This window comes from Ruminococcus callidus ATCC 27760, assembly GCF_000468015.1.
In the GTDB taxonomy this organism is placed as follows: domain Bacteria; phylum Bacillota; class Clostridia; order Oscillospirales; family Ruminococcaceae; genus Ruminococcus_C; species Ruminococcus_C callidus.
In genome coordinates, this window is sequence record NZ_KI260405.1 from 1 (window position 1) to 14537 (window position 14537).

A 14537-nucleotide genomic window follows, 5' to 3' on the forward strand; every position below is an offset into this window, starting at 1 on the left:
TGCAAGCAGATGGCGTGCAAAGTCGCCAGACGCTTTTTGTGCGGTATTGCCTGAAATACCGGAAAACACGGATAAGCCCCGCCAGGCGGCTTGATGCAGTGTTTCCATAGAAGGAGAAAACCAATGGCAAAAGAATTGATTTTGGCAAAATACGGAGAAATGGCACTGAAAGGGCTGAACCGCGGTACTTTCGAGGACATTCTGATGAAGAACCTACGTCGCCGTCTGAAAAAGTTTGGTGCATTCAAGCTGAACCGTGCCCAGTCCACCATTTATATGGAACCGCTGTCGGAGGACATCGATCTGGACGAGGTGCTGGAGCATTTGCAGTGTGTGTTCGGCATCGCGGCTCTGTGCCGTGCCTGTGTCTGCGAAAAGACCATGGAGGACATTTCCGCCAAGGCAGTGCCTTATCTGGAAGAAGTTCTGCTGGGAGCAAAGACATTTAAAGTAGAGGCAAAGCGGGCAGATAAGGCGTTCCCGCTGAAATCGCCGGAGATCTGTGCGGAACTGGGCGGCATTCTGCTGGATGCGTATCCGCACCTGTCTGTTGATGTACGTCATCCGGACGTGACTGTTATGGTAGAGATCCGCGACACGCACGCATTCGTACACGGTGCAAATCTCAAAGGTGCCGGCGGTCTGCCGGTGGGCAGCAGCGGCAAGGCACTGCTCCTGCTGTCCGGCGGTATCGACAGCCCTGTAGCCGGCTATCGTATGGCACGCCGCGGCGTACACATTTCTGCCATTCACTATGTCAGCCCGCCGTATACCTCCGACCGTGCACAGGAAAAGGTGGAGCAGCTCTGTCAGGAACTGACTCCGTACTGCGGAAACATCGCCTTTTTCTGCGTACCGTTTACGGAGATTCAGGAGGCGATCAAGAAGTATTGTCCGGAGGAATATTTCACTGTCATCATGCGGCGGCTGATGATGGAAATCGCCCAGAAAATCGCGGCAAAGGACAATTGCCTTGCCTTGATTGCCGGCGAGAGCGTGGGACAGGTGGCAAGCCAGACCATGCAGGCAATTGCCTGCACCGATGCAGTCAGCAGGATTCCGGTATTCCGCCCGCTGATCGGTTCGGACAAGACCGAGATCGTAGAAACTGCCCGCATGATCGGCACATTCGAAACCTCCACGCTGCCCTATGAGGACTGCTGCACCGTGTTTACTCCGAAGCACCCCAAGGTCAGACCGTCCCTGGAGGAAGTGGAAAAGGCACAGGGCAAGTTCGATTTTACAGAAATGGTCAACAAGGCTGTGGAAGGCACAACGATGAAAGTGTTCGAGCTGTCTTAAAAACCACAGAAAATTTTTGTAGGGACGGGCTCTGAAACTTTTCTTTTCTTAGAAAAACGCCGCACAAAGTGTGATTGCCGAACCGGCGGAATGGAAAGGTGCTGTGAAATATGGCATATACGTTGTTAGATGAAGAAAAATTGTGCCGTATCTATCAGGATACAGAAAAAGTACTTGACAAAACCCTTGCACATATTGTACAATTACTAGATGGAGAACATCAGACAGTCGCTACGGCGGAAAGCTGTACCGGCGGTCTGTTGTCCCAGAAGATCACTTCTGTTGCGGGAGCGTCCCATGTGTTTGAACTGGGACTTTGTACCTATGCGGAACGCATGAAAACCAAGCTGCTGGGCGTTCCGGCAGAACTGATCGCCGAAAAAGGCGTGGTCAGTGCAGAAGTGGCTTCTGCCATGGTGCAGGGACTGCGAACACAGGCGGAGGCGGATTTGTGTCTGTCAGTGACGGGACTTGCCGGTCCCGGCGGCGGAACGCCGGAACAGCCAGTGGGAACAGTCTATGCAGGGATCCTGTATGGCAAACAGGAATATGTCATGCACCTGCAGCTTTGGCGATACGGTCTGCACACGCGGGAGGAGATCCGTCACGGAGCCGCTGTGTGCATATTTGGTGTCGCAGAACGGATCCTGATGGAGGAAACAGAATGCAGGAAGAAGAAAAAACCGCTGTAACATCTGCGGAATCTTCGGAAACACCGGCACCGCCGGAAGCCGGGGGAGCAGAGCGTTCCCGGACTGTGCTGCCGGAAGAACCGGAAACCGATTCTTCAGAAAAAGGCGAAGCCAAGAGCAAAACGCCCAGCGAACCGAAAGACAAGATCAAGGCGATTCGGACAACGCTGTTCCACATTGCACAGGAAGAGGAAGAAGAAGCGGTTTCCCTGCGGGTGGCATATCAGATCCGACAGGTCAAAGACCAGAAAGAACATCCGGAAAAATACCCGCCGCCACCGCCCCGCGTGTCTCCGAAACCGAAGAAGAAAACGTTCGGGCAGAAGATGCTGGATCTGTTTCCGCAGCGGGGAGATTCGGGAGGCGAAGTGGTGCGAAAGAGTATTTTCCTGTTTTCCGCGGCAGTGTTTCTGGTGTGCGTTGTCCTGATCGTGCTGTACTTTGTGGACATTTTCCGTGCAGACAAGATGTATGATGACATTGGTTCGGCGTATCATGCCAACTTTGCCACCCAGACCACGGAACTCACTCAGCCGCAGCCGGAATCAGAAGAACCTACGGAAAAGATCTACACGCTGCTGCCGGGTGCGGCAGACCTGCTGGCGATGAATTCAGAGATCAACGGCTGGATCTCGATTCCGGGTACCAAAGTGGATTATCCGGTGCTGCACCATCTGGACGATGAGCCGGGAAATGAGTACTATCTCTACCGGAATGTGCAGAAAGAGGATTCCAAGCCGGGCTCGATCTTTCTGGACTACCGCTGTTCGTTCGATGACGTGGGTGAGGACGGCACTCTGCAAACGCCGAATTCGGACAACCTGATCATCTACGGGCACAACATGCGTGACCTTTCCATGTTTGGTACGCTGAAATATTACCGTACCGATGAAAACTATTATGACGAACATCCGCTGATCTCGCTGAATTCCAATTACGAAACCTACCAGTATAAGATCTTCGGCTACTTTATTGCAGATGCCGAGGATACGACGGACACTCGTTTTGACTACTGGAACGCAATTGATTTTGCAGATGAAACGGAATTTTATAACTATGTCAACGAAGTCAAGCGGCGGACGCTCCGCATCACGAATGTAGATGTGAAATACGGCGACCAGCTGCTGACACTTTCCACCTGCAATAATGCCTTTGATACGGCACGTCTGGTGATCGTGGCACGGCGTGTGCGGGACGGCGAGGACCCCAACGAGCGAATCGCCGGCAGCATACTCAATCCCAACATCAAATGGCCCAATGTGTATTATTTGTGGAATGAAAAGACATACAACCCTGATGCCCCTTTTGCTCCTTACGGTTGATGCAGAAGGGCGATAATGGAAATGAGGAATTCGAATATGAAGAAATGGCAAATCGGTGCAGTCGCCGGGGCATTGGTCTTTTCTCTCTTTGCCACAGGCTGCGGAGAACAGATCGATCAGAATGCGGGCATTGCAACTTCTGCACCTGCCACAGAGGCACCGACGGAGGCCGCAACTGCGGCACCGGAACTGACAGAGCGTGCCAAAAAGCTGCTGGCTCAGAATCCGGATACGGTCGGTTATATCACCATTGACGGTACACAGGTGGACAACCCTGTGGTACAGACTGCGGATAATGAATATTATCTGGATCACGGCTTTGACGGACAGGAATTCCGTGCCGGCACTGTATTCATGGACTGCACTGATTCGTTCGGTGCCTATCCGGATCAGTGGTCGGAAAACATTGTCCTGTACGGTCACAACATGGCAGACAACACCATGTTCGGCTCTCTGCGGCAGTACCGTCAGAACCCGTCCTATTACAAGGAAGCACCGTTTATCACATTCAGCTCCAACTATGCGGACTATACGTATGTCATGGTTGGTCTGATTATTACCAGCGGCAATGCGGATTCAGATTTCAAGTACTGGCAAATGGAGGAACTGGACGACAAGACCACATTTGACAGCTTCATGGGTTCTGTCAACGCGAAGAATATGATCGACAATCCCATTGACGTGCAGTATGGGGACAGCCTGCTGACGCTCTCCACCTGCTATTCCGATGAGGATAACTCACGGTTTGTCATCGTGGCACGCCGGCTTCGCGACGGCGAAGATACTGCGTCCATGCTGAAAACCATTCAGGGCGGCAGCAGTGAAACCGCCGCTGCACAGGAGTGACACGACCGGAGGGCTTGACCCAGACGGTACTGCTGTGCAGCAGAAAGCCGCGGCAGCAATGTCTGCGGCTTTCGGGCGATGAGAATCGCCTTTTACTACCCGGCATTTTGTCGGTAAAAATGGAGTTTTGATATGAAAATACGTTACCCACAAATGGGTATTGCACTTGCAGTTGCAGCACTGCTGGCAGGAACCTGTGCCGTCAGTGCCTATGCAGTGCCGGAAACAGAAACAGCAGGTACTAGTACTGCTGTCACTGACACGACAACTGCGGCAAACGAAAGCGACGATACTTTGTGGAAAGCTGAAATTTCAGATTACGATTCCAGCTTATCTTTGGTTCAGTATGAAGAAGTTACACCGTCGGAAGAACAGGCTGCGGCAATTCAGAATGCGACAACGCTGAAAGAAGTCACCGTGCCGATCGGTTCTTCCGGCACAGAGGGCAGTGCAAACATCGGTGCAGCCGCCTCTATGGCAGCATCTGTCAGTGCCGGTCAGTTTGCATTTACCACTTATGGATATGGACATTGTGTTGGCATGAGCCAGAACGGTGCGAATAATTACGCCACTTACGGCGGTTATGACTATCAGTCGATTTTGTTCCACTACTTCCCCGGAACCACACTGGTGCAGGAAGGTGCAGGCAGCACCGTGACTGCCAACGGTGTTACCGGCAGCTATGTGGATATTATTTCTCAGATCGTATACAACGAGATGAGCTCTACCATGCATCCGGAAGCCATGAAGGCACAGGCAATCGCCGCTTATACATACATCATGTTTAACGGCGGCAGTGTCAACAATGTGATCCTGAAACCGAATCCGCCGCAGAATGTGATCGATGCAGTTTCCGCAGTCGCCGGACAGGCACTGTATTATGACGGAAGCTATGCGTTGACAGTTTATGGTGCATCCAGCGGCGGTGCGACTGCCAGTGCGGCAGACATCTGGGGCAGACAGTATGATTATCTGGTCAGTGTCCCCAGTGAATACGATGCGGAATACGATCCTTATTATGGTGTGGTCACCTATATGTCTGTGGACGAAGTACGCTCCCGTATTCAGAATGCCTATGGCGTTTCTCTTTCAGCAAATCCGTCCAACTGGATCCGGCTGGAAGTCGGCGACAGCGGCTATGTCCGTTCGGTAAACATCGACGGTCAGAAAACAGTAAACGGCGACGCATTCAGAAGCACTCTGGGACTTCGCAGTGCCAGATTCGCATATGTTTGCGGATAAGGAACCGCTGTATAAAGCCCGCCTGACGGCTTTGCACATACAAGCTTTATTCAGTGTTTCCTTAAAAAATCGAATAATACCATAGGGCAGACTGCTTGTTTTGAAACGTTGCTTTGAAGTTGTGTTTCGGGAATCAAATGGCAGGGGACTGTCATACAATAACAATGATCGGATCAAAATCAGCAGAACGCTTTTGTGGAGGAGAATAAAATGGATTTTCGTGATCAGTTTCGGAAAATGAGCGACGACGTGGGAAAAATGGCGAGGGAAGTTGCAGATACTTCCAAGAAGGCGACTGCCCGTGCACGGGTACGCCGCATGATCAACAGCTGTAATGAGTCGCTCCAGACCATTTATCAGGAAATCGGTTCCCGCTATTATGTGGAGAACCAGTGCCAGCCGGAGGAGCAGTACGAAGGTCTGTTCCAGCAGGCTTCTGACCTGATCGCACAGATCGATGTGCTGAAGTCGGAGCTTGCAGGGCTGGACAACGCAAGCATTTGTCCGGAATGCGGTTCTAAGGTCAACGACGGGCAGAAGTTCTGTCCGGAGTGCGGCCATAAGAACGAGTCCTATGGCAAATGGAAAGCAGAGGCAGAAGCAGCAGAGGCTGCACGCCGTGCAGCAAGAGAAGCGGAACAGGCAGAGCGTGAGGCTCGCAAGTCGGCTCAGGCTGCACCGGCAGGGGTGTATGAAACCACTGCCGAACCGGTTTCTTCGGAGGAAACCGATGCCGCTGCGGAAAGTGCAGAAACAGAAGATACTGCACAGTAAACCTGTGATTTTGCATTCGGAAAAATGGCTTTGACGTTTGAAGCATGACGATGGATTTGGACTGAATGCATTTCGAAAAAAGCCGGTGTACACGGACAGTGTGTGCCGGCTTTTTCTTTTAAGGAGAACAGCATATGAGATGGAATCGTTTTTTTACGCCGGGGCGTGTCATCGCCGCCGGATTCGCCTTTTTGATTTTATTGGGAACGGGCTTGCTGATGCTGCCGATCTCGCACCAGTCGGGGCAGTCGCTGTCTTTTATCGATGCCCTGTTCACTGCCACAAGCGGCGTGTGCATCACTGGTCTTTCCTCGATTCAGTGTAATGCAGTGCTTTCCGGATTCGGACAGGCAGTCCTCTTGCTGCTGATCCAGATCGGTGGCATGGGGATCACCACGCTGGGTGTAGGCATCATTCTGCTGACCGGCAAGAAGATCGGCATTCGGGAACGAACGCTGATCAAGGAATCTTTGAACCAGCCCAGCTTTCAGGGCATTCTGCGGCTGCTGAAAGTAATGCTGATGGTGACATTTGGCATTGAGGGTGCGGGAGCCGTGCTGTCCTTTCCGATTTTTGTGCAGGATTATCCGGTGGGAAAGGCAGTGTGGCTCAGTGTGTTCCATTCTGTTTCCGCATTCAACAATGCCGGCTTTGACCTGATCGGCGGCAGCAGCCTTGCGGTGTACCGGAACCACGTGCCCATGCTGCTGCTGACCACGGCACTGACGATCTGTGGCGGACTGGGATTTGTGGTGATGCTGAACATCGCACAGAAGCGGCGGTTCCGGCGGTTTTCGCTGCACACCAAGGTGGTGCTGACCATGACTGTGCTGCTGCTGACAGTAGGCACTTTGCTGCTCCACGCCACACAGCATGGATTGACATGGGTGCAGTCCTTTTTCTATAGTGCCGTGACGCGGACTTCGGGGTTCTCCATTTATGATCTGGGGGACTTCTCCAACGCCTCGCTGCTCTGCATGGTTCTGCTGATGTTTGTAGGAGCAGCTCCCGGCTCTACCGGCGGCGGCATCAAGGTGACCACGCTGTTCGTCTGCATCTGGTCGGCGATCGCCTATACCAGAAATCAGCACCCCACTGTGTTCCGGCGGCGGTTTTCGCAGGAAGTGCGGGATAAGGCTCTGATGATTTTTCTGATGGGGTTGTCTGTGGTGCTGGTTTCAACATTTCTGCTGTGTATGCTGGAACCAGATGCTTCGTTCATTCAGGTGCTGATGGAAGCCACCTCTGCCTTTGCGACCGTGGGGCTTTCCTGCGGGCTGACCGGTGGACTGTCCGGTCTGAGCAAGCTGGTTCTGATTTTGACGATGTACATCGGGCGGCTGGGACCGCTGACGGTGGCAACGCTGTGGATTGTGCAGGGCAGAAGAAACAGCGAGATTTTAAGACCGGAAGAAACTATTTCTGTGGGATAATTCCAAATATGGAGGTAGGTGTTATGACAAAAGAGGAATTGCAGGACGTGATATTGTCTTTTACCAATGATGTCTTGTTGGATTATCCGGAACATGATACAATTTTTATTAACCCGTTTCATATACACAAATTTTTGCTTAGCTACGAAGATATTGAAAAAGTGTACGACAGCATTGGGGCATTGATGACCGACAAAATTTACAATGGCAAGTCGTTGTCTGAAATTGCTCCACTGCTGACCTTACTATAACAGGAGCGTGAATAATATGAGAAATTCTTCGAAAAAAGAAAAATTATATGCTGTGATCGGACTGGGACGGTTTGGCTTTGCACTGGCGAAACGTCTGGCGGAATCCGGAAAAGACCTGATCGTCATTGACAAGAGCGAAACGGTGATCAATGATGCGGTGGCGTTTACGGACAACGCCTATCTGATGGCAGATCTGTCCAAGGAAAACCTGCGGAATGTGGGCATTCAGAACTGCGATACAGTCATTATCGGTATCGGCGGCAATCTGGCAGTGAGCATTCTGACCTCGATGATCGTCTTGCAGCTGGGTGTGCCCCATGTCATTGCCAAGGCGTTGACCGAGGAACAGGGCAGCGTTCTGGAAAAGATCGGTGCTGAAGTGATATATCCGGAACGGGAAATGGGGATTCGTCTGGCAAACCGGCTGCTGGCTCCCCGCGTTATGGAGTACATTGCCTTGAACGACGACATCAGCATTACCGAAATTTCCATTCCCGAATCTGCACAGGAGATGACTGTACAGGAAATGAATGTGCGGCAGCGGTACGGGCTGAACATCATCGCATTGAAGCGTGGCGAAGAAGTGACTGTAAACATCACGCCGCAGACTGTTCTGCGGGCACCGGATATTCTGGCAGTGGTGGGCAGACACGATCAGGTGAACCGGTTCGAAAATGATTTGCAGAACTGGAAGACCAAAAAGGCATAGGAGGCAGCAGATATGCGAAATGACAACGACCGGAATCCCAAGGACTTCTATGGAAAAACCGAAGCGGAACTGCGGAAGCTGAAACAGACCAAGGGCATTTCCCAGAGAGATCGGGAACGCATTGAAAAACGTCTGCGGGAAAAAGACCGCGGGGCCGATTAACTTAAGGAAACACTGCATAAAGCCTGCCTGACGGCTTTGCACGTAATCTGCCGAAAAATCTGACGACGCATCTTACCACAAGCTTTGCTCAGTATTGCCTTAAAACATAAAAAAGGGCTGCTGCCGACATGTGCGGAAAACACATTGCCGGCAGCAGCCCTTTGCTGATAAGCAGCATCTATTTCAAAGCAGGCCCTGCTGGTATTCTTATTGTATGCAGCAGAGTCCAAAAGGGAACAAGGAAATTTCTGGAACTATTCAAAATGCTTGGCGTTCCGGAAATTCAGTGCACCGGAAAACGGATCGTAGCCAATGTCCTTGTTGCTGCTCTTGGTGATGCAGTACTGGTTCTTGTAGAAGATCGGCAGGAAACAGAATTCGTTCAGAATGGTCTGCTCCAGCTGTGCACACTGCTGCTGCAGTGCTTCCGCAGAACTGCACTGGTGCAGGGCGTTGATCGCCGCATCGACAGAGCCGTTGGCATAATAGAACTGGTTGGTGCGGGAGTAAAACTGATCCAGTACACCGGCGGGGCTGTCATAACCGGCGGTGATGCCGTAGACTGCAACGGTATAGGTCTGGTCGGCGAGCCGTTTCCAGTAGTCCGACTCGGAAACTTCTTCAATGCCGATGTAAAAACCGAAAACCTCCTGCCATGTCTGAATGATGTCGTGGAGATTTTCGCAGTCCATCAGAGCCGAGCAGACCAGGATCTTGGTGGAATCCAGCGATTCCTTGCCGATCTCCTGCATGCCCTCCTGAAACAGGGCAAGGGCAGCGTCGGCATCATAGGCAGTCTGTGTCTCCGGATAGTTGTCGCGGTATGCAGTGCCGTTCCAGTGGACTGCTGGCGGGATCAGTCCGTATGCCGGCAGCAGATCACCGTTGGAGTTCTTGCCAATGTTGGCACGGTCAATGCCCATGGAAAGGGCTTGGCGAATCTTGTGGTTGGAAAAAGCAACATCGTTTGGGTTAAAGATCAGTCCCAGCGTAGTGGCACGGCTGGCGGTGACGGCATAGTTGCTGCTCTCCATGTATTGTGCCTGATAAACAGGGCTGATAAACAGGTCTGCTGTGCCGTTGGAAAAATCTGCGGCACTTTCATCGCTGCTTTTCCGAATCTGGAATGTCAGATTGGTGGGGTACACCCGCCGTGCTTCGGCGTTGACAGAATTGCGACGCATGAAGATCTGGTTCTGGTTGCCGTAGGGGTCGTAGAACCACAGGCGGAGATAGAATGCCCCGCAGGAGGCAACAGAATCCTTGTCCAGTCCGTATCTGCCCTTGGTCTGCTGGAAAAAGGTTTCGTTGCACGGCATGGCGGCAGTGGAGGCGAGATTGCTGAAAAATTCCGCGTCCGGACGGGACAGGGAAAATTGCAGCACGGTACTGCTGACAGCACGGACACCGATCTCCTCCGGTGCCAGCTGTCCGCTCTGCACCGCGTCGGCATTTTGCAGACAGGAGAACATGCTGGTATAGGGGGATTGTGTCTGCGGATCAAAGATTCTCTGGAACGCATAGACGTAGTCGTCAGCAGTGACCTGCCACTTTTCGTCGTCGTCCACGACATCGTCCGCATTGGCATCATAGAACCAGAAGCGGTCGCTTTTCAGCGTGAAAGTGTACGTCAGTCCGTCCGGAGAAACGGTGTAGTTTTCCGCTGCCGCCAGCTGCGGGGAGCCGTTTTCGTCCAGCTCCACCAACCCCTCGTAGAGGTTTTCGATAATGGTTTTCGAAGCGGCATCGGTGGCAGACTGGGGGTCCAGACTTTTGGGATTGGCAGCAAGGCTGGCGGTAAACAGATAGCCGGAGCCGTCGCTTTCTTCCTGTTCCAGAAATGGTATGGAACAGCCGGTGCAAAGCGGCAGGGTGCAGACTGCCACGAGAAGAATGCTGAAACAGCGTAGCGATTTTCGAACTGACATAGTACGTTCCTTTCGATAAAGACAAAATAAAACAATATTGCTTTCTCTATTATAGCATGACAGAACAGGTTGTGCAAGATACAAATGGGGTTTTTGTCGGATTTTTTCGAATGGAGATGCTTTGATTTGTGTGCTGCCATAAAAATTCCCTTGACAAATCATATGAAATCTGTTACACTAAAATAGAGGTAGGCTGCACAAACGGGTGCACCTATGGTTCTTTGCGGAATTGCAGAAAGGACGGTGCCGTGTATTGCTTCATGCAACAGGCTCGAAGAAAGAACTGACGCGGCAGGCATATTACATGCTGGTCGCAGACATCTTGGAACATGCAGACGTACAGGCGTTGAAACAGTTTCGTCATCATCATTATACCACACGGTTTCAGCACAGCCTGAATGTTTCCTATTACAATTACCTGCTCTGCCGCTTTTTCCACTGGGACGCGGTTTCGGCAGCAAGAGCAGGGCTGCTTCATGATCTGTACTTTTATGAAACAGCGGACTATGACCGTTCCGATTCTCCCGACCAGAAGTCCCACAGTGCACATCATCCGGAAGTTGCCATGCAGAATGCGGCAGTCCGGTTTGCCCTGAACCCGCGGGAACGGGACATGATCGAAAAGCACATGTGGCCGCTGACTCACCGCATGCCCCACTATAAGGAAAGCTATGCCATTACTTTTGTGGATAAGTATGCGGCAATGCTGGAGTTTTTCGGGCTGGGTGCCCGGCACATGCTGGCACGGTTTCGCCGGAAGCCTTCGGCGAACACGGTCTGAAACCGGAACAACATGATACACGGGAGCTTGCTGTGCGTGGGCTGAGAGGAGATGCAGACATCTCGACCGCACCTGATTTGGATAATGCCAACGAAGGGAACGACACACGATATTTTGTGGAAAAGCGTGCCTTTGCGGTACGCTTTTTCTTTAGGACAACACCGCACAAAGCTTGTGCGTAAGGTGCGTAGTCAGATTTTTTGGCAGATTGCTAGGGCAAAAGGAAATTATGGCAGCACTGCAAAAAAACTTGTGCGGTGCTGCCTGACAGAAAGGAGAATTTCAATGCAACAAAATCCAATGATCTATCAGCTGTACGCGGTGACTGCACCGGCGGCAGATCTGGCGGAACAGGTAAAGCGTGCCATTGCCGGCGGCATTACCATGCTTCAGATTCGGGAAAAAAACTGTACCACCAAACGGAGAATTGAGCTGGCATATCCCATTTTGCAGCTGTGCCGTGATGCGGGAATTCCCTGCATTATCGACGATGACGCAGAAGCGGCAAAAATCCTCGGTGCAGACGGCGTGCACGTGGGACAGCGGGACATGAAAGTCCAGCAGGCACGGGAGATTCTGGGAGATCAGGCGATCATCGGAACCAGTGCCCACAATGTGGCAGAAGCGTTACAGGCAGAACGGGACGGAGCAACTTATCTGGGGTGTGGTGCTGTGTTCAGCACCCAGACCAAGCACGATGCCACTTTTCTGCCCCATGATGTACTCTGCGATATTCGACAGGCAGTGTCCATTCCGGTGGTGGCGATCGGCGGCATCAATGCCCAGAATATCCCGAAGCTGTACGATACCGGCATTGACGGCGTGGCAGTAGTTTCCGCGGTGTTCGGACAGCCGAACGTGGAAGCTGCCGCACAGGCAATGCGGGAACTGACTGCACCGTTTCAGCAGAAGGAGCAGGGAAGATGACGATTGCTCCGGTTTTGACCATTGCCGGCAGTGACAGCAGCGGCGGTGCCGGCGTTCAGGCAGACCTGAAAACCATGACCATGCTGGGCTGTTTCGGCATGAGTGCCATTACAGCACTGACTGCACAGAACACGCTGGGGGTGCAGGGCATTTGTCCTGTTCCGGCAGAATTTTTAAAGCAGCAGATCGCAGCGGTCTGTGAGGACATTCCGCCGGCTGCCGTCAAAGTGGGCATGGTGTACGATACGCCGCAGATCCTCGCCATTGCAGAAGCAGTGGCACAGTATCAGCTGCCCCATGTGGTGGTGGATCCGGTCATGGTTGCCACCAGCGGTGACCCGCTGCTGAAACAGCAGGCACAGCAGGCGTTGACGGAACAGTTGTTTCCGCTGGCGGAACTGCTGACTCCCAATCTGCCGGAAGCAGAACAGCTGACCGGAACAAGCATCACTTCGCCGCCGCAAATGGAGCAGGCAGCCCGACAGCTGTCCGAAACCTATCACACTGCCGTGCTGCTGAAAGGCGGACACAGCATGGGCAGCTGCAACGACCTGCTCTATGCGGCGGGCACTGCCACGTGGTTTTCCGGACAGCGGACGGATGCCCCAAACACTCACGGTACCGGCTGCACCCTGTCCTCGGCGATTGCATCTTTTCTGGCACAGGGGGCTTCGCTGGAAGAAAGTGTCCGCCGCGGAAAGGCGTATATCAGCGGTGCCATTGCGGCAGGCTTGTCGCTGGGACACGGACACGGACCGATTGCACATAACTATGCAATTTTAAAGAAAGATCATATTACATAAAAGAAGGGAATAGAATACATGGCTGCATATGCAACACAAATGGATGCCGCAAAACAGGGCATTCTGACACCGGAAATGGAAACTGTTGCCAAGGAAGAACATCTGGAGCCGGAACTGATCCGGCAGCGGGTGGCAAAGGGTACCATTTGCATTCCGGCAAATATCCACCACAAGAGCCTGCACCCCTATGGCATCGGCGAGGGACTGCGGACGAAAATGAACGTGAATCTGGGCATCTCCGGAGATTGCCACGATTACACGGCAGAGTTCGAAAAGGTCAAGCTGGCAATTCAGTTTCAGTGCGAAGCGATCATGGACTTGTCCAACTACGGAAAGACCCATACTTTCCGGAAACAGCTGATCGAAATGTCGCCGGCAATGATCGGCACCGTGCCGATGTATGATGCCATTGGCTATCTGGAAAAAGATTTGGCAGACATCAAGGCAACGGACTTCCTGAAAGTGCTGGAGGCACATGCCAAAGAGGGTGTGGATTTCCAGACCATTCACGCCGGCATCAACCGCCGTGCGGTGGAAGCTCTCAAGCGGCAGAAGCGTACCACCAATATTGTTTCCCGCGGCGGCTCGCTGCTGTTCGCGTGGATGGAGATGACCGGCAACGAAAACCCGTTCTACGAATACTATGACGACGTGCTGGACATTCTGCGGAAATATGACGTGACCATCAGTCTGGGTGATGCTCTGCGTCCGGGCTGCAATGCGGACAGCACTGATGCGGGACAGATCAGTGAACTGGTGGAACTGGGTGCCCTGACCAAGCGTGCGTGGGAACGCGACGTACAGGTAATGGTAGAAGGGCCGGGACATATGACCATGGACGAGATCGCTGCCAACATGAAGCTGCAAAAGCGGCTGTGCTATGGTGCTCCGTTCTATGTGCTGGGGCCGCTGGTAACAGACGTTGCTCCGGGATATGACCACATCACAGCTGCGATCGGCGGTGCCATTGCTGCCATGAGCGGTGCGGATTTCCTGTGCTATGTCACACCGGCAGAGCATCTCCGCCTGCCGGATCTGCAGGACGTGCGGGACGGCATCGTGGCTTCGAAGATTGCCGCACATGCTGCCGATCTGGCACGGGGCATTCCGGGGGCACGAGATTGGGATAACGCCATGAGCAAGGCTCGCTGTGCGATCGACTGGGAGGGCATGTTTGCTCAGGCAATCGATCCTGAAAAGGCTCGGGATTATTTCGAGAGCCGTCCGCCGCAGGATCGTCATACCTGCTCCATGTGCGGAAAAATGTGTGCAATGCGGACTTCCAATAAGATTCTGAACGGGGAATCGGTTTCCCTGACACCGGACGAAGCGTAAGGCAATACCGCACAAAGAGCGTCTGGCGAC

The 14537-nt window shown here is 52.7% G+C and carries 15 protein-coding genes; 14 read left to right on the forward strand and 1 reads right to left on the reverse strand.

The annotated features are described in order from the left end of the window. Window positions 1-123: 123 nt before the first annotated feature. From thiI to RUMCAL_RS15500, 10 genes are all read left to right on the forward strand, one after another. The gene (gene thiI / locus RUMCAL_RS07635) at window positions 124-1302 is read left to right on the forward strand and encodes a tRNA uracil 4-sulfurtransferase ThiI (RefSeq protein ID WP_021682138.1); all 1179 of its coding nucleotides are present in this window, start codon (window positions 124-126) and stop codon (window positions 1300-1302) included. Window positions 1303-1412: 110 nt separating this feature from the next. Then, entirely contained in the window at window positions 1413-1994 is a 582-nt protein-coding gene (locus RUMCAL_RS07640) for a CinA family protein (protein ID WP_021682139.1), read from the forward strand. Beyond that, window positions 1967-3316, forward strand: coding sequence for a class B sortase (gene srtB, locus RUMCAL_RS14625; protein ID WP_021682140.1), 1350 nt, complete (start codon window positions 1967-1969; stop codon window positions 3314-3316). Before RUMCAL_RS07640 ends, srtB begins: the two co-directional genes overlap by 28 nt. A gap of 36 nt (window positions 3317-3352) precedes the next feature. Further along, the gene (locus RUMCAL_RS07650) at window positions 3353-4162 is read left to right on the forward strand and encodes a class B sortase (RefSeq protein WP_051343732.1); all 810 of its coding nucleotides are present in this window, start codon (window positions 3353-3355) and stop codon (window positions 4160-4162) included. 132 nt (window positions 4163-4294) lie between these two features. After that, window positions 4295-5404, forward strand: a complete 1110-nt coding sequence (locus RUMCAL_RS07655) for a SpoIID/LytB domain-containing protein (protein WP_021682142.1) — start codon at window positions 4295-4297, stop codon at window positions 5402-5404. 210 nt (window positions 5405-5614) lie between these two features. Next, the gene (locus tag RUMCAL_RS07660; protein ID WP_040647527.1) at window positions 5615-6178 is read left to right on the forward strand and encodes a zinc-ribbon domain-containing protein; all 564 of its coding nucleotides are present in this window, start codon (window positions 5615-5617) and stop codon (window positions 6176-6178) included. Between the two features lie 134 nt (window positions 6179-6312). After that, a complete protein-coding gene (locus RUMCAL_RS07665; protein WP_021682144.1) occupies window positions 6313-7611 on the forward strand; it encodes a TrkH family potassium uptake protein in 1299 nt (432 codons plus the stop codon). Window positions 7612-7634: 23 nt separating this feature from the next. Next, the gene (locus tag RUMCAL_RS07670; protein WP_040647528.1) at window positions 7635-7862 is read left to right on the forward strand and encodes a hypothetical protein; all 228 of its coding nucleotides are present in this window, start codon (window positions 7635-7637) and stop codon (window positions 7860-7862) included. Window positions 7863-7878: 16 nt separating this feature from the next. Further along, window positions 7879-8571, forward strand: a complete 693-nt coding sequence (locus tag RUMCAL_RS07675; protein ID WP_021682146.1) for a potassium channel family protein — start codon at window positions 7879-7881, stop codon at window positions 8569-8571. Window positions 8572-8583: 12 nt separating this feature from the next. Further along, complete coding sequence (locus RUMCAL_RS15500) at window positions 8584-8733, forward strand: hypothetical protein (RefSeq protein WP_021682147.1); 150 nt, start codon at window positions 8584-8586, stop codon at window positions 8731-8733. A 254-nt stretch (window positions 8734-8987) separates the two neighbouring features. Here RUMCAL_RS15500 and RUMCAL_RS07680 read toward each other — a convergent pair whose 3' ends face one another. Continuing rightward, a complete protein-coding gene (locus tag RUMCAL_RS07680) occupies window positions 8988-10661 on the reverse strand; it encodes a peptide ABC transporter substrate-binding protein (protein WP_021682149.1) in 1674 nt (557 codons plus the stop codon). A gap of 253 nt (window positions 10662-10914) precedes the next feature. Here RUMCAL_RS07680 and RUMCAL_RS07685 point away from each other — a divergent pair, with 253 nt between their 5' ends. From RUMCAL_RS07685 to thiC, 4 genes are all read left to right on the forward strand, one after another. Then, window positions 10915-11442 carry an HD domain-containing protein gene (locus RUMCAL_RS07685; protein WP_207636447.1) on the forward strand — a complete coding sequence of 176 codons (528 nt, stop codon included), beginning with the start codon at window positions 10915-10917 and terminating at the stop codon, window positions 11440-11442. Window positions 11443-11727: 285 nt separating this feature from the next. Further along, a complete protein-coding gene (gene thiE / locus RUMCAL_RS07690) occupies window positions 11728-12369 on the forward strand; it encodes a thiamine phosphate synthase (protein WP_040647529.1) in 642 nt (213 codons plus the stop codon). Beyond that, on the forward strand, window positions 12366-13172 hold the full coding sequence (gene thiD / locus RUMCAL_RS07695) for a bifunctional hydroxymethylpyrimidine kinase/phosphomethylpyrimidine kinase (protein ID WP_021682152.1): 807 nt from the start codon (window positions 12366-12368) through the stop codon (window positions 13170-13172). The genes thiE and thiD overlap by 4 nt, the downstream gene beginning before the upstream one ends. Before the next feature lie 18 nt (window positions 13173-13190). Further along, window positions 13191-14507, forward strand: a complete 1317-nt coding sequence (gene thiC, locus RUMCAL_RS07700; RefSeq protein ID WP_021682153.1) for a phosphomethylpyrimidine synthase ThiC — start codon at window positions 13191-13193, stop codon at window positions 14505-14507. Window positions 14508-14537: the final 30 nt, after the last annotated feature.

Excerpts from the sequence above, each read along its gene's own strand:
- thiI (WP_021682138.1), top strand. The coding sequence starts at position 124 with ATGGCAAAAGAATTGATTTTGGCAAAATACGGAGAAATGGCACTGAAA.
- RUMCAL_RS07640 (WP_021682139.1), top strand. The coding sequence starts at position 1,413 with ATGGCATATACGTTGTTAGATGAAGAAAAATTGTGCCGTATCTATCAG.
- srtB (WP_021682140.1), top strand. The coding sequence starts at position 1,967 with ATGCAGGAAGAAGAAAAAACCGCTGTAACATCTGCGGAATCTTCGGAA.
- RUMCAL_RS07650 (WP_051343732.1), top strand. The coding sequence starts at position 3,353 with ATGAAGAAATGGCAAATCGGTGCAGTCGCCGGGGCATTGGTCTTTTCT.
- RUMCAL_RS07655 (WP_021682142.1), top strand. The coding sequence starts at position 4,295 with ATGAAAATACGTTACCCACAAATGGGTATTGCACTTGCAGTTGCAGCA.
- RUMCAL_RS07660 (WP_040647527.1), top strand. The coding sequence starts at position 5,615 with ATGGATTTTCGTGATCAGTTTCGGAAAATGAGCGACGACGTGGGAAAA.
- RUMCAL_RS07665 (WP_021682144.1), top strand. The coding sequence starts at position 6,313 with ATGAGATGGAATCGTTTTTTTACGCCGGGGCGTGTCATCGCCGCCGGA.
- RUMCAL_RS07670 (WP_040647528.1), top strand. The coding sequence starts at position 7,635 with ATGACAAAAGAGGAATTGCAGGACGTGATATTGTCTTTTACCAATGAT.
- RUMCAL_RS07675 (WP_021682146.1), top strand. The coding sequence starts at position 7,879 with ATGAGAAATTCTTCGAAAAAAGAAAAATTATATGCTGTGATCGGACTG.
- RUMCAL_RS15500 (WP_021682147.1), top strand. The coding sequence starts at position 8,584 with ATGCGAAATGACAACGACCGGAATCCCAAGGACTTCTATGGAAAAACC.
- RUMCAL_RS07680 (WP_021682149.1), bottom strand. The coding sequence starts at position 10,661 with ATGTCAGTTCGAAAATCGCTACGCTGTTTCAGCATTCTTCTCGTGGCA.
- thiE (WP_040647529.1), top strand. The coding sequence starts at position 11,728 with ATGCAACAAAATCCAATGATCTATCAGCTGTACGCGGTGACTGCACCG.
- thiD (WP_021682152.1), top strand. The coding sequence starts at position 12,366 with ATGACGATTGCTCCGGTTTTGACCATTGCCGGCAGTGACAGCAGCGGC.
- thiC (WP_021682153.1), top strand. The coding sequence starts at position 13,191 with ATGGCTGCATATGCAACACAAATGGATGCCGCAAAACAGGGCATTCTG.